Origin of the sequence: Fortiea contorta PCC 7126, assembly GCF_000332295.1 — a bacterium.
GTDB classification, from domain to species: Bacteria; Cyanobacteriota; Cyanobacteriia; order Cyanobacteriales; family Nostocaceae; genus Fortiea; species Fortiea contorta.
Window position 1 is genome coordinate 1,305,685 of record NZ_KB235930.1, and the last position, 17,751, is coordinate 1,323,435.

The 17,751-nt window shown below is 41.5% G+C and carries 21 protein-coding genes and 1 pseudogene; 5 read left to right on the top strand and 17 right to left on the bottom strand.

Annotated features, from left to right (window positions below; all coding sequences use genetic code 11):
* Position 1: 1 nt before the first annotated feature.
* The 4 genes and pseudogenes from MIC7126_RS0106270 to MIC7126_RS31190 all read right to left on the bottom strand — a co-directional run bounded on the left by MIC7126_RS0106270 (position 2) and on the right by MIC7126_RS31190 (position 2,520).
* Positions 2 to 580: a helix-turn-helix domain-containing protein gene (locus MIC7126_RS0106270; RefSeq protein ID WP_017652280.1), complete on the bottom strand. Its 579-nt coding sequence runs from the start codon at positions 578 to 580 to the stop codon at positions 2 to 4.
* Positions 581 to 1,265: 685 nt separating this feature from the next.
* Positions 1,266 to 1,502: pseudogene (locus MIC7126_RS27145) on the bottom strand (response regulator); the annotation flags it as partial.
* A 359-nt stretch (positions 1,503 to 1,861) separates the two neighbouring features.
* The gene (locus MIC7126_RS0106285; protein WP_017652283.1) at positions 1,862 to 2,197 is read right to left on the bottom strand and encodes a rhodanese-like domain-containing protein; all 336 of its coding nucleotides are present in this window, start codon (positions 2,195 to 2,197) and stop codon (positions 1,862 to 1,864) included.
* A gap of 71 nt (positions 2,198 to 2,268) precedes the next feature.
* On the bottom strand, positions 2,269 to 2,520 hold the full coding sequence (locus tag MIC7126_RS31190; RefSeq protein ID WP_040629712.1) for a hypothetical protein: 252 nt from the start codon (positions 2,518 to 2,520) through the stop codon (positions 2,269 to 2,271).
* Here MIC7126_RS31190 and mutL point away from each other — a divergent pair.
* Positions 2,519 to 4,177, top strand: coding sequence for a DNA mismatch repair endonuclease MutL (gene mutL / locus MIC7126_RS0106295; protein ID WP_017652285.1), 1,659 nt, complete (start codon positions 2,519 to 2,521; stop codon positions 4,175 to 4,177). The two genes, MIC7126_RS31190 and mutL, sit on opposite strands and share 2 nt — an antisense overlap.
* Positions 4,178 to 4,338: 161 nt before the next feature.
* Here the strand turns inward: mutL and MIC7126_RS29065 are convergent, their stop codons facing one another.
* A complete protein-coding gene (locus MIC7126_RS29065) occupies positions 4,339 to 4,734 on the bottom strand; it encodes a DUF3540 domain-containing protein (protein ID WP_081603073.1) in 396 nt (131 codons plus the stop codon).
* Positions 4,735 to 5,129: 395 nt separating this feature from the next.
* Here MIC7126_RS29065 and MIC7126_RS0106305 point away from each other — a divergent pair, with 395 nt between their 5' ends.
* A complete protein-coding gene (locus tag MIC7126_RS0106305; RefSeq protein ID WP_017652287.1) occupies positions 5,130 to 5,351 on the top strand; it encodes a hypothetical protein in 222 nt (73 codons plus the stop codon).
* Between the two features lie 106 nt (positions 5,352 to 5,457).
* Positions 5,458 to 5,643: a hypothetical protein gene (locus MIC7126_RS29070; protein WP_154655847.1), complete on the top strand. Its 186-nt coding sequence runs from the start codon at positions 5,458 to 5,460 to the stop codon at positions 5,641 to 5,643.
* Here MIC7126_RS29070 and rpiA read toward each other — a convergent pair.
* Entirely contained in the window at positions 5,626 to 6,336 is a 711-nt protein-coding gene (rpiA, locus tag MIC7126_RS0106310) for a ribose-5-phosphate isomerase RpiA (protein WP_017652288.1), read from the bottom strand. The two genes, MIC7126_RS29070 and rpiA, sit on opposite strands and share 18 nt — an antisense overlap.
* 339 nt (positions 6,337 to 6,675) lie before the next feature.
* On the opposite strand from rpiA, the gene MIC7126_RS0106315 reads away from it, so the two are divergent.
* Positions 6,676 to 7,368: an S-layer homology domain-containing protein gene (locus MIC7126_RS0106315; RefSeq protein WP_017652289.1), complete on the top strand. Its 693-nt coding sequence runs from the start codon at positions 6,676 to 6,678 to the stop codon at positions 7,366 to 7,368.
* 142 nt (positions 7,369 to 7,510) lie between these two features.
* Positions 7,511 to 9,418, top strand: coding sequence for a 1-deoxy-D-xylulose-5-phosphate synthase (gene dxs / locus MIC7126_RS0106320; protein WP_017652290.1), 1,908 nt, complete (start codon positions 7,511 to 7,513; stop codon positions 9,416 to 9,418).
* Between the two features lie 183 nt (positions 9,419 to 9,601).
* Here the strand turns inward: dxs and MIC7126_RS0106325 are convergent, their stop codons facing one another.
* The 11 genes from MIC7126_RS0106325 to MIC7126_RS0106375 all read right to left on the bottom strand — a co-directional run bounded on the left by MIC7126_RS0106325 (position 9,602) and on the right by MIC7126_RS0106375 (position 17,700).
* Entirely contained in the window at positions 9,602 to 9,823 is a 222-nt protein-coding gene (locus MIC7126_RS0106325; protein WP_238553614.1) for a hypothetical protein, read from the bottom strand.
* 201 nt (positions 9,824 to 10,024) lie between these two features.
* Entirely contained in the window at positions 10,025 to 10,498 is a 474-nt protein-coding gene (locus tag MIC7126_RS0106330; RefSeq protein ID WP_017652292.1) for a hypothetical protein, read from the bottom strand.
* Between the two features lies 1 nt (position 10,499).
* Positions 10,500 to 10,763, bottom strand: coding sequence for a hypothetical protein (locus MIC7126_RS0106335; RefSeq protein ID WP_017652293.1), 264 nt, complete (start codon positions 10,761 to 10,763; stop codon positions 10,500 to 10,502).
* 5 nt (positions 10,764 to 10,768) lie between these two features.
* Positions 10,769 to 11,350: a hypothetical protein gene (locus MIC7126_RS0106340; protein ID WP_017652294.1), complete on the bottom strand. Its 582-nt coding sequence runs from the start codon at positions 11,348 to 11,350 to the stop codon at positions 10,769 to 10,771.
* A gap of 130 nt (positions 11,351 to 11,480) precedes the next feature.
* Positions 11,481 to 12,323, bottom strand: coding sequence for a hypothetical protein (locus MIC7126_RS0106345; RefSeq protein WP_017652295.1), 843 nt, complete (start codon positions 12,321 to 12,323; stop codon positions 11,481 to 11,483).
* Positions 12,323 to 14,914: a hypothetical protein gene (locus MIC7126_RS0106350; protein WP_017652296.1), complete on the bottom strand. Its 2,592-nt coding sequence runs from the start codon at positions 14,912 to 14,914 to the stop codon at positions 12,323 to 12,325. The genes MIC7126_RS0106345 and MIC7126_RS0106350 overlap by 1 nt, the downstream gene beginning before the upstream one ends.
* A complete protein-coding gene (locus MIC7126_RS0106355) occupies positions 14,911 to 15,180 on the bottom strand; it encodes a hypothetical protein (RefSeq protein ID WP_017652297.1) in 270 nt (89 codons plus the stop codon). The genes MIC7126_RS0106350 and MIC7126_RS0106355 overlap by 4 nt, the downstream gene beginning before the upstream one ends.
* Positions 15,164 to 15,793 (bottom strand): hypothetical protein, encoded by a 630-nt coding sequence (locus tag MIC7126_RS0106360; RefSeq protein WP_017652298.1) that lies wholly within the window; start codon positions 15,791 to 15,793, stop codon positions 15,164 to 15,166. The genes MIC7126_RS0106355 and MIC7126_RS0106360 overlap by 17 nt, the downstream gene beginning before the upstream one ends.
* The gene (locus MIC7126_RS0106365; RefSeq protein WP_017652299.1) at positions 15,790 to 16,617 is read right to left on the bottom strand and encodes a hypothetical protein; all 828 of its coding nucleotides are present in this window, start codon (positions 16,615 to 16,617) and stop codon (positions 15,790 to 15,792) included. Before MIC7126_RS0106365 ends, MIC7126_RS0106360 begins: the two co-directional genes overlap by 4 nt.
* Positions 16,614 to 17,366 (bottom strand): hypothetical protein, encoded by a 753-nt coding sequence (locus tag MIC7126_RS0106370; protein WP_017652300.1) that lies wholly within the window; start codon positions 17,364 to 17,366, stop codon positions 16,614 to 16,616. The genes MIC7126_RS0106365 and MIC7126_RS0106370 overlap by 4 nt, the downstream gene beginning before the upstream one ends.
* A gap of 1 nt (position 17,367) precedes the next feature.
* The gene (locus MIC7126_RS0106375; protein WP_017652301.1) at positions 17,368 to 17,700 is read right to left on the bottom strand and encodes a hypothetical protein; all 333 of its coding nucleotides are present in this window, start codon (positions 17,698 to 17,700) and stop codon (positions 17,368 to 17,370) included.
* Positions 17,701 to 17,751: the final 51 nt, after the last annotated feature.

Sequence of the window (17,751 nt, forward strand, 5' to 3'; positions counted from 1 at the left end):
CTTAGTTATTAATCTGCATCAAATTTAATGACTGATATAGATGAGAATCAGTCTGAGAGTGTAAGTCACTGATTCTTACACCATTCGCCTTTGTTTCTGGAATTTCTATTTGTTTATGTATCCGGTTTTTTTGTGTAGCCAGACCCATTTCTTTGAGCAATCTATTAATGTGGCGATTACTGATTTCAATACCAAATTCAGTTGCCAAATGCTTGCTTAACCATTGAGATGTCCAACTACTAAAGGCGTAACCATATTTCCGGGGACTATGGCTCAACAATTCTTTTAATCTGTTGAGATATTGTTGATTGACAGTTTTTGGTCTGCCTATTGGTCGTTGCTGCCATTGTTCAACTAAACCTGCTTTAGCAATAGTAATCCAATAACGAGCCATTTCCTGAGAACAACCTAAAATTTGGCAAATTTCGGTTTGTGATTTTCCCATATCTGCCAACAGCATAATTTCTAGCCTTCGCCGATATTCTGGTTGCAATTTTTCAGGTAAATTTTTCAATAAATCCTTGTGCTGATCAGGTGTGAAAAACTGATTTTCAGTGTCTTGAAAGGACTTTTTTGACATAAAATCGCTCGCTCAATGCAAATTGTGTCCAAATGCATTCACAGTTGTGCTATCCAGATTTCACTGACTATTTAGAAATAATCTAATGCTTGAGGAGTAATTATCAATCACTAATTATTATTGTCAGGATCATATCAAGTGATTACCTGAGCTTGATATGATCCTGACAATGCATTCTACAAGTTAGATGTGGCATTTATTCTGAGAAATGCTGGAAACTGTGATGATAATTGAACTCACAAAAGTGCAAAATGTTATTAATTTTGTAGCAGAAATGGAATTATTGTTTTATCTATTCCAGTTAAATTAATAACAAAAAATTCTAGAAAATTTCTAAACTGTTGTATTTGCCAGTTGCAGATACCTGCTACTAACTCTTTTTGCTCACTACATTTTTAAAAATTATAAGTTATCTGAAAATCAAGTTAATCATGGAGGCAATAAAGCATAAAACTGTGTATTCACGCACTATATTGTTTTAGTCGCTAACCTGAGATAATGTCAAGGGTGAGTGCATTAAAAAATTGAGCATTGCATAATAGAGATAATTTTTAGTTAGTAATTATCGCTTTTAAATGATGTTTGAAAAGTTGTAAAATATACTTAAAACTTTGTTTATTTTATGTGTATACCGTCGCCTTTGAAGTTGCAATTGAGCATTCAATCAGCAAAAGTGCAACTAGTGCTACTGTGGCATAATTGACGATGCCGCTGCAGAAGAAGTATGAAACAACCGGGCGATCGCCTGCAGCAATTTCTCAGGCTTTACTGGCTTGGAAAGATGCAGTTGAAAGCCTGCTGCCATTGCTTGTTGATAATTAATATCTCCAGCGTAGGCAGTTAGGGCGATCGCCTTTACCTGTCCTCCCTGGGCTGGTGACAATGCCCTCACCTGCTGCATCAGCATATAACCATCCATTTGCGTATTTACATTTTGCATCTCTACATTTTGCGTATTTACATTTTGCATCTCCACAACAAAATGAGACGTTGCTCAATAACGGAACGATTTTTATCTCGCGCAAAAGCAAAGACACTCGTCTGGGCGGGTTTCCCGCGCCGGTCTGCTTGAAGGGTGGAACCCCCCAAGCAGCTGGCTCGGCTTGAAGCGACTGGCGTCAAAGCGTCTGTCGCCAAAACGCAAAGAAACGACCTTTACCTTTGGTAGAAAACCTTATTCACCCCGCAACTATGCAACGCCGCAAATTTATATTGAGATTTAGCAAAGCCCAAAACGGTGAATTTGTGCAAATAGTCTAATTGGCTAGTCGCTAGATAACTCTAAGCGCCTACACCTTCTGTCGCACCACCGATGCTTTTCCAAGCAGAAAGACCACCAGGAATCCCGGAGACTTCAGCAAACCCAGCTTCTAGAAGCGCTTGGGTAGCGTGGACTGCTTGCTCATCATCAGCACCATAAACATAAATATGGCGTTCGCTGTGCAAAGCAGATTTGGCTTTTAGCGCCAATTCATCGAGAGGAATTTGGATGGCTCCGGTGATATGACCTTGATTGTAGGAAGGGCGATCGCGTACATCAACAATTGTAAAGGCCGGTTGACCCCATTCCAAACGAGACTTTAAATCGTGTACATCAACTGCTAAATTTCTACTCATAAGCTTTTCCCGCTTATAACCTCACAAGCAATTTATCAAATATCCTAATTTGAATTGAAATTTCTTTACAATTAATAAGAATTTTTGGGAATGTGGGGTGATGGGGTGATGGGGTGATGGGGTGACTTGTACTGAGCGAAGTCGAAGTAAGTCGAAGTATGGGGAGGTGAGAGAAAAAAAGAATTTATGCTGACGCTTGCTGTCTTCTCCTTCCTCCCACCCTTCCCACACCTCCCACCCTTCCCACACCTCCCCACCTCCCCACCTCCCCACCTCCCCATCACCCCACCTCCCACACCTCCTGTTCCTGCTAAATAACTCATGGCATCTATTATCCAAACACTACCAACGGAAGTTGTATATCTGATTACCGCAGGCGAGGTAATCGATTCTTTAGCGGCTGTCGTGCGAGAATTGGTGGAAAACTCCCTAGACGCGGGCGCGACTAGAATTGTGGTGGCTATTTGGCCGCAGCAGTGGCGGGTGCGTGTGGCTGATAATGGTTGTGGAATGAATTTAGAAGATTTGCAACAAGCAGCGATCGCTCACAGCACGAGTAAAATTCGCTCTTGTGCAGATTTATGGAAAATCAATAGCTTGGGATTTCGTGGCGAAGCACTGCACAGTTTGACGAATTTGGCAAGTTTAGAAATCTTTAGCCGTCCAGCCCAGGAAAACTTAGGGTGGCGGGTGGTGTATGGTGAGGGTGGGGCGGCTGTTGAGGTGACGGCAACGGCGATCGCTCCTGGTACAGTGGTAACAGTCTCGAATCTTTTCGGTAATTGTCTATCTCGCCGTCAGGGTTTACCTCCAACATCACAGCAAATGAAAGCTGTGCAAGCAACTATTCACCAAATCGCTCTGTGTCATCCTCATGTTACTTGGCAGGTTTGGCAAAATGACCGGGAATACTTTACCATCTATCCCTGCCGAACTATCGCACAACTGCTACCGCAAATTATTCCCAAAATCCGTTCTAGTGACCTGCAAGAGTTGAAACTAGATGTCGCCAATCTTGCTCACTCAGCACTAAATTTAGTAGTAGGATTACCGGATAGGTGTCATCGCCATCGTCCAGATTGGGTGAGGGTGGCAATGAATGGCAGGATGGTTAAATGTCCGGAGATAGAACAGACAATTCTTTCAACTTTTCATAAAACATTACCACGCGATCGCTATCCTATTTGTTTTTTGCATCTGGTGATTTCTCCTGAGCACATCAATTGGAATCGTAACCCGGCGAAAACAGAAATTTACCTCAACGAGGTCAATTTTTGGCAAGAACAAGTGATTCAAGGAATTGAACAAGCTCTCCGCATCAGTGCGGTTAACCTCAAAGAGGCTGTGCAAACAACGCGAGTCAGTAAATTATTGAAAGCGGCTGAAGCGAAAGGCAATTATAATTTCCAACCGCAAAACTCACCAGAAGACGATCAGCAAACCTCTCTCAAAGCGATCGCCCAACTGAGCAATACTTATATAGTGGTAGAACATCCAGGGGGAATGTGGTTAGTAGAACAGCACATCGCCCATGAACGAGTGTTATATGAACAATTGTGCGATCGCTGGCAAATCATCCCCGTCGAACCCGCAATCATTCTTTATCAATTATCCCCAGCCCAAGTCTCTCAACTGCAACGCATAGGTTTAGATATAGAACCCTTTGGTGAACAACTTTGGGCAGTGCGGAGCATACCTGCAATGTTACAACACCGCGAAGACTGTGCACAAGCAATTTTAGAACTCAGTTGGGGAGGAGATTTACAAACAGCCCAAGTAGCTGTCGCTTGTCGCACCGCCATTCGCAACGGGACACCAATGAACCTAAACCAAATGCAAACGCTACTCAATCAATGGCAAAATACCCGTAACCCCCGCACCTGTCCCCACGGACGCCCAATTTATTTATCTTTGGAAGAATCAGCTTTAGCCAGATTTTTTCGGCGTAACTGGGTAATTGGTAAGAGTCATGGGATTTAGTTGTACGGGGATGGGGTGATGGGGGGATGGGGAGGTGGGGAGGTGGGGTGATGGGGTGATGGGGTGATGGGGTGATGGGGTGATGGGGTGATGGGGTGATGGGGTGATGGGGTGATGGGGTGATGGGGTGATGGGGTGATGGGGTGATGGGGTGATGGGGATTAAAGAGTGAGCCTTTGAGCCTGAAGCTTGAGCCTTTGAGCCTGGAGCTTGAGCCTTTGAGCCTGGAGCTTGAGCCTTTGAGCCTGAAGCTTGAGCCTTTGAGCCTGAAGCTTGAGCCTTTGAGCCTGAAGCTTGAGCCTTTGAGCCTGAAGCTTGAGCCTTTGAGCCTGAAGCTTGAGCCTTTGAGCCTGAAGCTTGAGCCTTTGAGCCTGAAGCTTGAGCCTTTGAGCCTGAAGCTTGAGCCTTTGAGCCTGAAGCTTGAGCCTTTGAGCCTGGAGCTTGAGCCTTTGAGCCTGAAGCTTGAGCCTTTGAGCCTGAAGCTTGAGCCTTTGAGCCTGGAGCTTGAGCCTTTGAGCCTGAAGCTTGAGCCTTTGAGCCTGGAGCTTAAATTTCAGAACTCAAAATATCTTGCTCAGAACCCAAAGCTTCCCCCACCTCCCACACCTCCCACACCTCCCACACTCCCCACACCTCCCACACTCCCCACACCTCCCACACTCCCCACACCTCCCACACTCCCCACACCTCCCACACTCTTACTTCCCGTATTCAGCCCTCTGAGTCTGGTAATTTTCCAGAATCGAGAAAAAAACACTGAAATCAGAAAAGGGCGGTCATCTTACTGAAGTCTGTTATTGGTCATTTTTTGACCTGACCACAGGCATAATTCTACAGGTTTTAGGTGAAGAGTAATTAATTCGCCTGACAACTGAGCTGTCAATCGTTGACGATCTTAATTAGCATGTGAGTTTATTTGCACTTTACTAATTTTTTTACTTTGGGAGCACTTATGCAGAACTACTCTACTAGTCAATCAGCATCTAACCATTCTCAGGTTAGTTCTACATCTGTAAATATTAATGGAGCGATCGCACTTTTAATCTTTATTATCCCCATATCTTTGTGTTTTGGCGTTAAAGCTTATCGAAAATACCGTGCTGCGGTTCTCCGTCAACAAATTGCTACCTTAGAAAAGCTGTGGCGTTTGGAGAGTAAAAAGAAAAAGGCTTAAAACACGGAGGTTGTGAAAATGAGATACTTATTTTTTCTCTGGGTGCTGATATTATAAGTAGTTACAAAAAATTAAATTCATTCTTAGAGGGAACAGGGAACAGGAGGTGTGGGAGGTGTGGGAGGTGTGGGAGGTGTGGGAGGTGTGGGAGGTGTGGGAGGACGGGGAAGATAGCAAGCGTAAGCATAAATTCTTTATTCACCCCATCTCCCCATCTCCCCATCTCCCCACACTCCCCACACTCCCCATCACCCCACCTCCCCACCTCCCACGCCTATATCTGCTTCACTAAAGGCTGTCCATCTTTAACTTCGCCAATTAAAACTAAATCTGCACAGTTGACAAAGATACCATTCTCCAGTACACCCGGAATATTATTCAGTGTTTTTTCTAGATTCGCAGGGTCATCGATCAAGTCAAATCTGACATCCAAAACAAAGTTACCTTGATCAGTGATGACTGGGCCGGCTTTTTTCACGCCCATACGCAGCTCTGGCTTACCACCCAACTTAATAATGGCATTGGTGACGGGAGTGATTGCCATAGGGATAACTTCCACTGGTACAGGGAAACTAGAACCCAAGCGGTCTACCAGCTTACTACTATCTACCACCACAATAAATTGATCTGCGAGGTAATCTACCACCTTTTCGCGGGTATGGGCCGCACCACCCCCTTTAATTAAATTTTTCTGTGGATCAACCTCATCAGCACCATCAATGGCAATATCGATATGGTCGATTGCATCTAAGGTAGTGAGAGGAACGCCGTATTGCTTGGCTAAAACTTCCGATTGAAATGAGGTAGGGACACCAACAATATCTTTAAGTTCCCCAGACTGGAGACGTTCACCGAGAAACTGAATTGTATACGCCGTGGTTGACCCCGTACCCAACCCCACAACCGCACCTGATTTTACCAAAGCGGCGGCGGCTTTGCCCACTTCTTGTTTCATTAACTTTACAGGGTCTGCTGCTGCGGTCATTACCAAAACTCCTAAAATATTTAATCAGTAGACAGCTCTATCACAGCCGACTATACTACATCTCTAGTAATTCAAAATTCACTCATTGAAAATTCAAAATAAATACTATCCAAGAAATCAGCTATTTTGCTTCTCAGATATGTGACAAATTCCCGTCAGCATGAACAACCAAGATACCCAACTTAGAAAAATTTGGTATTGAAGTATAACAATTAACAAAAAACTCACAACTCCACCCAGCAAAAAATTTACATCATCGCTATAATCATTAGGCAGTGCTTTTCCCTAGCAGGTTAGTGTCACAGTATTTGTCAATTCAGATTTATAGATGAAAAAAGAATGAAAATCACGCGGCAATTGCTAGGTACAATTTTATTAACTGTACTTTTACAAAACTTCCCAGGAATCGTTCAATCCCAACAGCCAGAAGCCAACGCTGATAAACTAGCAGAACCAATTCAAAAGGTAACTGCAGCCAAGTTAATGTCTAACTCTGCTGATGGAAAATTTTATCCAGAGCGATTGATCAATCGTGCAGAACTAGCTGCAATTTTGGTGAAAACATTTCGTCTCGAACAACGACAAGCAGCCCAAACACAAAACAGCATATCAGTAGCAGATGTACCCGCTTCCCATTGGGCATATAAAGATATTCAAACAGTCTTAAAAACTGATATTATGAGAGGCTATCGTGGTAACTTATTCTTCCCTAATCAAAGAATAACAAAAGCCGAAGCCTTAGCTATTTTTGCTCAAGCTTATGGAGTATTTCAGTTTCCCGATGAAAACGTCAAAGAAATTTTAGCGCCATACCCAGATGCAGCATCGATCCCGACTTGGGCGAGAAGAGCGATCGCCACAATCATCACCGAAGGATTTATCAACACTGATGCCCAAGGTAACATCTCCCCATTACAACCCATGACCCGTGGAGATATGGCTTACCTCCTGAGTAAATATTTACAAAGGCAAAAGAAACAAGCAGACACGCCAGAAGTTCCCATTCTTCCTGACGCCCCAGAACCGCGTTAAGCTCCCAAAGCACAAAAACCATACCGCAAGCTTCGTTTTAATTTACCTAACTTCACGCAACTCCATATAACTCTGCGGGCAACAAGACCGTGGGAAAATCAAAGATACCCAAAGTAGAGATTAGAGAGGAACACTCTATAATATGCATTTGAGCGAAATCACCCATCCCAATCAGTTGCACGGTTTATCGATTCGGCAGTTGCAACAAATTGCTCGTCAAATCCGAGATAAGCATCTGCAAACGGTAGCTGCAACCGGGGGACACCTGGGGCCAGGTTTGGGTGTTGTAGAATTAACTCTAGGGCTTTACCAAACACTAGACTTAGACAGGGATAAAGTCATTTGGGACGTAGGACACCAAGCTTATCCCCACAAACTACTGACAGGACGTTACAGCAACTTCGACACCCTCAGACAAAAAGACGGCATTGCTGGTTATCTCAAACGGTGCGAAAGTAAATTTGATCATTTTGGCGCCGGTCACGCTTCCACCAGCATTTCAGCGGCTTTGGGTATGGCTTTGGCGCGAGATTTAAAAGGGGAAAAATTTAAATCAGTCGCCGTAATTGGTGACGGCGCCCTCACCGGCGGGATGGCTTTAGAAGCCATCAACCACGCCGGACATCTACCCAAAACCAACCTCCTAGTTGTTCTCAACGACAACGAGATGTCCATTTCGCCCAACGTCGGCGCCATTCCTCGCTATCTCAACAAGATGCGTCTGAGTCCCCCAGTCCAGTTTTTCAAAGACAACTTAGAAGAACAATTCAAACAAATTCCCTTTGTTGGTGAATCCCTATCTCCCGAAATCGGACGCATCAAAGAAGGAATGAAGCGTTTGGCGGTTCCCAAAGTTGGAGCAGTGTTTGAAGAACTCGGTTTTACTTACATGGGGCCAGTCGATGGACACAATCTCGAAGAATTGATCGCCACCTTCCAACAAGCTCATCAAATACCCGGCCCTGTCTTAGTGCATGTAGCCACTGTCAAGGGTAAAGGTTATGAAATTGCCGAACAAGACCAAGTTGGTTATCATGCCCAAAACCCCTTCAACCTGACAACCGGTAAAGCTATCCCTTCCAGCAAGCCCAAGCCCCCTGCTTACGCGAAAGTCTTCGCCCACACCTTAGTCAAACTGGCTGAACAAAACCCCAAAATTATCGGGATTACAGCCGCAATGGCTACAGGAACAGGCTTAGATAAATTACAAGCAAAACTGCCGAATCAATATATTGATGTTGGCATTGCTGAACAACACGCCGTCACCTTAGCTGCAGGGCTAGCTGCAGAAGGTATGCGCCCCGTCGCCGCTATCTACTCTACTTTCTTGCAACGCGCCTACGACCAAATAATTCACGATGTCTGCATCCAAAACCTCCCAGTATTCTTTTGCTTAGACCGGGCAGGAATTGTCGGCGCTGACGGCCCCACCCACCAAGGGATGTATGATATTGCCTACCTGCGCTGCATCCCCAACATGGTGATGATGGCGCCTAAAGACGAAGCCGAATTACAACGCATGATCGTCACCGGCGTTAATCATACCAGCGGCCCGATTGCTCTGCGCTTTCCTCGTGGTAACGGTCACGGTGTACCTTTGATGGAAGAAGGCTGGGAACCTTTAGAAATCGGCAAAGGCGAAATTCTCCGCACCGGGGACGACGTATTAATTCTCGGTTACGGCACAATGGTATACCCAAGTTTGCAAGCAGCCGAAATCCTCAGCGAACACGGCATAGAAGCCACAGTGGTTAACGCCCGTTTTGTCAAGCCTTTGGATACAGAATTAATCTTGCCTCTGGCGAAGAAAATCGGCCGTGTCGTTACCTTAGAAGAAGGTTGCGTCATGGGTGGCTTTGGTTCTGCAGTCGCGGAAGCCCTCTTGGATGCTGACGTGGTTGTACCTGTGAAGCGCATCGGTGTCCCAGATATTCTCGTAGATCATGCGACACCAGATGAATCTAAAGCTGAGTTAGGTTTAACCAGCCGTCAGATAGCAGAGAGAGTTTTGCAGGCTTACTTTCAGCCCCAATTATCTGCTGTTGTCTAATAGTTGCTTGTGATTTTACTGAATGTAGAGACGCGAAATTTCGCGTCTCTACACCAAAAATATAGGGCTGGAAACTGTTGTAGCAATAAAAGCCGTGAAGGTTGTATTTAAAATGCTGATTGCCACCCAAAAAGTTCTAGACTGAATCCCCAGACTTGAATCAACAGGCTTGGAAGAAAGCGGCTAATCCTTGGGCATCCTGAGAACCGACTTAATCTCGATAACATCTTTGTTGATCGAATCAAAGCGAAAATCAATTTCTTTAATAATTAAATCAATTCCTTGCTGCATCTGCTCTTGGTTCCGGCGAATGTGCCCAAAATCTCGCTCCAAGCCGTACTTCTTTTTCTCATTATTCCCATACCAGTAAATCCCACCGATTAAAGCGGTAATTGACGTCAACAAAAGACTTCCCAGAGAGAGAGCGTCACTCAAACTAATAAAATTTTTCATGGTTTCATAAAATCATTAATAAAAAAGCGATCGCACTGCATAACATTAAGTGGATCGCTACAGAGATAAAACTATCTACGCTACTACAGCAACTTCAGAACCACAATAATGGTGGGTGGTATTTAAGAATTACTAGTGGGTGCTATAGCAGCATTATCCTCTAATCAAATTATCAAGAGCATCAATTTTTAATTCAATCGCTTTGATGTCGTCTTCCAAAGTCGTCTTATTTATCCCCTCGTATTGGTAAATAGCGACATTAGCACTGATAAACCATTTAGGAACCTGAATAGACACGAAGTAATTAATGTTTAAATCATCAAAAACTATTAAATTAAATTTACCCAAAAACAATCTTTCAGGTTCACCGACAAAACTCGCACCTAAACCAGTTGTTAAACTGCGTCTCAAATATCCGGCATACTTCCAAATCTTCCCCACAGGAACAGTAGTGGTTACGCTAACAGCAATAATAGGTTTATCAAATACTATCGGGACAATTATCTCAGTTATCCTTTCATAAATTGGCTGACCTGAACCATCATTTAAATGAGTTACAGCCGGGAAAGAATTACTATATTGTAAAGCCCAATTACTCTCTATTCCTAGCTGTAAGTTACGTGCCATATCAAGCGTGAGAAATTACAAAATCAACGTGTTCTGCAAATTCATCTAAAATCTCAAATGGATCAGGGATACCGTAATACTCCAGCTTGTCTAAATATTCAATCGTGTCAATTTTCCCAGTTAACCAATCCCTACCCGCTTGGTTGATGGCAAGCATTCCCTGAAAATCAGATTCAGAACAGTTGCCGTCAACATCAACGGAGAGCAGATCCAATGAATCATCTGGAGTCCAAATAATCCCAGTGCGTTCTGCTATCTTGCTCATTGTCCTTATCCCTCAGGAATAAATCTAGCCCGATTTTTGCCACCATTTCCGTTGATAAAGTTTGCAAAAGCTGATTCACCTTTGATAGCCAAAACAGCTACATCGTAATCTTGCCCACCAGCATTTTGCCCAAAAGTGCAGGTCACAGAATCTACATCAGGCTTTTTGTATTCAGCGCCGGTAATCCGACTAGGTTTTTTGGTAGTTCCAGGTAGAACAGAAGTTAGCGTCAATTTAGCCGCTTTGAACTGATTTGTCTCGATTAAAAGTGGATTGGTTAACGCTGCAAATTCAGTAGCAGTCGTGGTGTAATTAGCAAGTAGACCACGAAGCACCGTACTGACCCCAGAACCTTGTCCAGTTTGTCCATCTTTAATTAGCCGCGCAGGTACATAAATTTTTGTAGTACCAGCAGTTCCAAACGGGGAAATATATCCTTTTTCTCTTTCTGCCTTTGCACGCTTAGTTTCATCAGTAATAGCGGCATATTTGGCTTGACGTTGTTGGGGAGTGGCATCTAACCATTCTTTATATTTGTCATACCGGGCTTTTTGGGCTGGGTAACGCTGCAGTTCTCTAAACCCCATAATTTTTATTTGTGATAGTTACAGTTTTCACCAACTTTAACCCTTTAAAATCCTTAGACGTTTCCATAGAAACCTAATAGGTTTTTAGCTTTATTGTTTACCAGAGTTTCTTGAAGACAAGTCTTGAAAATCATGGATAACGGATTAATGACTGATTTCTGAGAGTTGTATCTAGTAAAAAGACAGGTGGGACAAGATTCCCCAAAGATATGTATGCACTTCTGAATCTGAGGACTGCTACGGGTCTATACCTGCGATTTTGTACCTGTTTACCCAAAATTGTGACTTTCCCGGCTGTTGCGGTTGTCGTACTAGGTTTATCTGGGTCATTTAATAACACCCTGTCTGAATAGAAGGGTACGTCAATCACGTTGCAAATTTTTTGATAAATTTCAGATCCATCAGACTTACTGTTAACTAAGATGTAATTCCCTTTAGGGAACCCGTTATCAGGATCAGTATAGCTTGCACTTTTATTACCGCAGGTGTAAGTTATTCCTTTACCACCTGATAAAAAACTACTCTTAATTTCGTTCGCTATTTCCGTCATGTTAGCTTTAGTAATAGCTGGTTTAGCATTTCCAGAAGCGCAAGAAAATTTCATTAACCTGACAGATTTTTCGTGCTGTATGGGTGATTCTTCAGGTGGTGAAGCTGAATCATCCTGTGAGAAGACAAAGAATAGCTGAGGATGACCAGCGACAGGGGGAGCATTATCAAATTTTGAGCCATAAACTACAGCTAAATTTTTTCGGCTATAGCCAATTACGTTAAAGAATAGGTTGTGACGCATATTCATCATTGCGTCGTTATCGTTATCAGTAATTCGACAAGCTAATTTCAAGGAACTTCGCGGTGATGATAAATCACCGTTGCCATTTACGTCCTTAAAATATCGGTCTACCCGTCGATTAAATTCGGTCTTATAAGTCTGCTGAAGATGTTCAAATGGATCGGTTGGAGAATTTGTCATTAGTCCTCCCCGTCAAACAAGTCTGAAAAATCAAATGGATATGGCTGTGAATCGGTTTTACTCTGAGCTTCCTTAGCTTTTAGTTCGTCTGGTTCAGGTATGTTTGTAGATTTATTCTCAGGTTTCTTGTCTTCTTTGATTGCCTTAACAAAATCTGTTGAGGCTGTTGTTAGTTCAGTTGTGGCGTTAATAACATCTAATGGTGCTTGTGTGACCATTTGAATTGTTGATGCACCATTTTGTAATTTTTCTAGAAATTGAGTAACCCGATTAAATTTAGGTTGTGGGTTCATCCAGCCGTAAGCATTTTCTAAAATTACTCCACCTTTCTTTAAAGCATTCCCTATCTTTCCTGTCTGTCCTGCTATTAATTCAGAGGCTTGTAAAATGGTTTGAGATAAATTTAAGAAGCTATTCAAAACATTAGTAGTAGCTTGATAAATTCTATTAGCCTTACTCCAAGTTTCAGATAGAGCAGTGTAATTTTCAGCGCCAATTGCATTTTTAATCAAGCCTTCAATTCCAGAATTAATCAATTTACCTACATCAACCGCATTACCTTCACTATCTTTAATCCCCACAAGAGTCAAGACATTAGCAAGAGATTGTCCAAGGGTTTGAGCAATATCTCTACTGAGCATTGCTGCATTATGAATCGTGGCAAACAACGTCAAGTAACTAACAGCAGTATTTAGTGCACTCCAGGCGCTAAATCTTCCCAAAAATCCAGAGATACCACCTTTTACTTGGTCGCCCAACTTGCTATTAATTGTGTATAATAAAGCCAATTCAGGTATCTGTGCAGCGGCGTTTGCAGCACCAAGAATATCGGCTTTATTTTGATTACTATTCTGATTGATTCTACTGGCATTATCATCAAAACTTTTGTTCAAGCAGCCACCATTAGCACTTTCACAAATCGCCTCCCCTGTAGCTTGCTTGATTTGAGTAGGGGTGGGGATAGATGGTTTAATAGCATCTGCTGCTCTACCTGGGATAAATGGCAGGAATCCTAATATTTGATCCAGCTTGGATAATGCTGATGCATTCACCTTATCTTGCTCCTTAAGTTGTGTTTGTATATCTCCTATTTGAGGAGTAATAGTTTTAATATTTTGCTTATTCTGATCATTATCACGCTTTAATCTTTCTATCTCTGCGGGGTCAATTGTTGGGGATGAAGCGATTTTAGCTTGCTCTTTTTTCAAGGATTCACCCAACGCATCTTTTTCTTGCTCAATTCGCTCTAATGCTTTAGTAAAAGTAATATTTTGTTGAGACTGCATCTTCCAGGCATCGTCTAAATCCTTTACTCCTTGCTCAAATCTTTTATTAAGCAAGGCTAGATCACCTTGCCCCTGCTTTTCATTGAAAGCAGCTTCTCTGCTAAATCTAGCTAGTTCGAGTTCAGTTTGTTTAGTAAAATTGTCAAGACTATTGTCTAATCCTTCGTATCTTTTATTGATTTCATTTATGCGCTGTGCGTAAGTATCGTCAATTCTATCTACCGAGGTTTTAAGCTGGGATATATCATATTTAAATTCAATTAAATTAGGTGCACCAGCAGGAATTATGGCTGCTTTTTTAAGCGCTTCATCTGCCGTATTTTGGGCTTTATCTGCAGCAAATTTTAAAGAAGATATTTTTCCATCAAGACTAGATATATCGCTGGTAGCTTTTATCAACCTTGCAGAAAGTGAGGCAATTTCATTATCAGATTTAGCATTCGCTGATGTTCCTTTAAACAAATTTGATATTGTTGCTTGCGTCTCGGCTGCAAATTTTTGAATTGAATTATTAAAAGCAGAAATTTGATTATTAATTCTTGATACCTGTTCATTTATTTGTGCCTCAAGTTTCACCCTTCCTTGCCTTGTTTCGTAAAGCGCATCATTACTCTGCTTTCTAGCATCAGCTATCTGCGCTTCAAGTTTCGCCCTTCCCTGGCGAGTTTCGTAAAGCGCATCATTACTCTGCTTTTTAGCTTCGTCTGCTCTTTCTCTAGCAGCCGTCGCGTTCCGGCTAGCTGATAAAGCTTCTTGGTTAGTACGTCCTACTTGAGAATCAAGCTTTTCAATTTTTGAATTTGCAGATTGAACTCGATTATTGACTGTCTGAACAGTTGACAAGATTTTTGACATATCCCTATTCAGTATGTCGTTGATTTTGCTCTGCTCTTTTTGTCGCGCTTCTGTTGCTTTGATACTAAGAAGTGCTAAAGAAGTACCAGCAAGAGAAAGTGCAAGATTAGCTGCTTTCATTAATGAGGTACCGCCACCAGGAACTTTAGATAACAAGGTATCCAAAATATTTTTAGAATCTTTAGACAACTTCGCTGCATCCGCAGCCGCTTTTGTTGTTTGTTTGATTCTTTTAATTTCGTCTAATAAACCTTTTTGCTCATTCAAAGCATTGGTAAGCTTAGATAAATTCCTATAATCCTTATTGCTAAATTGTGTGTATTGTCTTTGGATATTCGGAATATTCCAATTACCTTTAATACTGCTGCTATATCCTCGAATATATTTACCAGTATTAATCAATCCATCTTTTAAAGCTTTTGTCCCTGGGGTATCTGGAATATTACTCATTTACCACCTCCAAATAAGTTAAATATTGAATTCACACCTTTAGCAACTGTCGTGCCGAATTGCTCAACTATTTTTAGCAACGGCTCTAAATATTGATTAATTTCTCCGATAGTCTTCCCTATGGCTTCAAAATCTTTATGAAGGGCATTAATATATTTTTCTATTTTCTCTATTCGTTCTTTCAACTTAGATAAGCTATCAACTTTTTCTTCTAACAGTTTGACTTGATTAAACAAGCGAATTACATCATCATCTGAGTTGCTCATCGAGCTTACCTCCTATCCGTTTTATCCTAGCTTCCAACTCCTTACAATCCATGCATGTGTACCCTGGATACCTTGATTTACTAGCTTTGCATTCCCCAGGTTCACAGCCGTCACATTTCACTTTGTAATTAGGAATTACCTCTACTTCGTATTGATAAATTTCGTCTTTGTCCTGAACTGAAAAAGTAGAATTAGAATAACCCGCACTAAAAACCCAAACATCTTGATACCATTCAACACTGGGGATACTATTATCTATCGGCACATCAGAAACAAATCTTTCTTCACCAGTATCGTAATCTTGGGTAAATAATTTGTAATAAGTGTATACAGGATTATTTGGATTACTGTAATCTCGATGGTATTTTGTAAAGCTATTTTCGCTTTCTTTCTGATAGTAACTAAAAAGATAATTGCCAAGTCTTTCATCTGGTGGGATATCTTCATCTGCTGGTGCATATCTGAAATAGCTCCAAACATCCATTTTTAATAATCCACCGGGTATAGCCTCAATAATTACTGGTGGATTGTTGAATTCCAACCTGATTAACTTATTGTTTAACTTAAACTCTACAGAAGCCTTAGCAGCATTCTCACAGTGTATTTCCCTCATAAGATGCTATCCAAATTAATAGGTGATTCCACATCATATAAATTTGTGGGAATATCAAATATGTGTAGCCAGTAAGTATAATTAATTTTGTTATTCTCAACCGTCAATTTTTTATCCTCAATCTCTATGCTGGAGATGTTATTTTCCAGCCATTTTTTGAATAAAGCAACAAAGATTGATTCAGCGGTAGCAGTGGGAAGAATAGTTAGGTCATTCTTGTTAACCACAATTTTGTTGATGTCTTGTATAGCGTTGACGCCAAACAAAAAATTAAATTGAGTGAGTAACGCAGTTGGAACAAATAGGAAGCCTAGAAATTGGCTTACTCCTATAGCTAAAGATAAAAATGAGAATGCCTGGAATATTACTGGTACTTCAAAGCTATAAAAAATAAATCCCTGAAAAGCTTTAAAGCCTATAATATCTGATAAAACCTTGAAACCGGGAAATTCTTTACTGGTGTAGCTAAAGCTGCCTAATTTTGATACTTGGTAAGGATTGATGGGAGCGGTAGTAAAGGATAATTTAGGAACTGCATTTACAGGATTAATTCCTGCAATTGCAATACTTAAAGGATAAATCGCACCGCGCTGAGGAAAGCGATACTCGATAATTATTCGAGAAGCAATAAAAATAGGGATTAAATTTTCGGGATTAATCCCTTTTGTTGCAATGCTTAAAGGATAAATCGCACCGATTTGAGGAAAGAGATACTCAATAATTATTCGAGAAGCAATAAAAATAGCAGTGGAACTTGCAGGATTAATACCTCTAGAGACAAAGCTATTTTTATTGAATTCTACAGAGTCTGCAGTGATTTTCATCCAAGGAATACACTGCTTTCTGTAACACCTCTAGATATAATCATTTGTCGATTGCCTACACTTTCAAGGATATTTAAGCCGTTGCCAGCACCGATAGCAAAATCATCGGATGTAAGCCCAAATATTGATTTGTAACCATTATTCAGGATTACTAAATTAGGGATGACATCCCTTAATCCAAAATGGTTAGTACCAGCAAGATTAACATGAACAAAAGCGCTGAAATTGAGATTACTATAAGGATTTAATGCCGTACCTATCAATCCCGTACCATTAGCATTGTTAAACATTAATGCAGCAGTGTAAGCAATTTCATCAATGTTATTTAAGGTAGCTGGGCGTAGCCATCCAAGCATGATAAATGGTGTCGTACCTTGGCGTACATGAACTAAATCGTATTCTCCTGATTGCGATTTAAAAGCTCTTAAATCTATGGGAGTAGCAGCGACGGGTGTGCCTGAAGTTATGGTTGTACTAGCATTAACAAGAGTGTTTGTTGCAATATCAAAATCACTGCCTATTGCTTGAGAAATAGCTGATATGGATGTTACGCCGATCCGGCAAAATACTCTTGAATACTGCTTTGTAGCATCGAATATTCTCCTGTAAACAACAAAGTTAGTGCCACCACTAACAAACTCAGCAAAGGGAGTATACCCTAAACCAGTAAATATAGATTTGATACCAGCATAGATACTGGCTTGTGTAAGATTTGCAGGAATACTGCTGTTAGTTATAGTTGCAGGCATGTTAAAAATCGTCTGGATCTAGTGTTGAATTTGTGTCAGGCTTTTGGAATTCCACGTTATAAGTTGTGCGGCGATAGCGCTGATTATCCCTAGTGGTAAATCCAGGTAAACCGCTATCTTCAATGAGAATTTGAATATCGGAATTAGTACCTTGACTGGTGGAATTTAAATACTCAGCAGCCTTAAGAAGAATTGCAGCTACTAGCGACTCTGCTGTATTGGTGGCACTGGCTGTTAGTCCAGTTGAGGACAAATCGGCTTTGGTGATTGTGATTGTGGTTGCGGTTTGAGTTGCATTCGTTCCAAAAACTTGAGTCAGTGTTGGTTCTGCCATTGCTGGATTAATGAAGTGAATAAATCCGTTTTAAGCAGTAATCAAAACAAT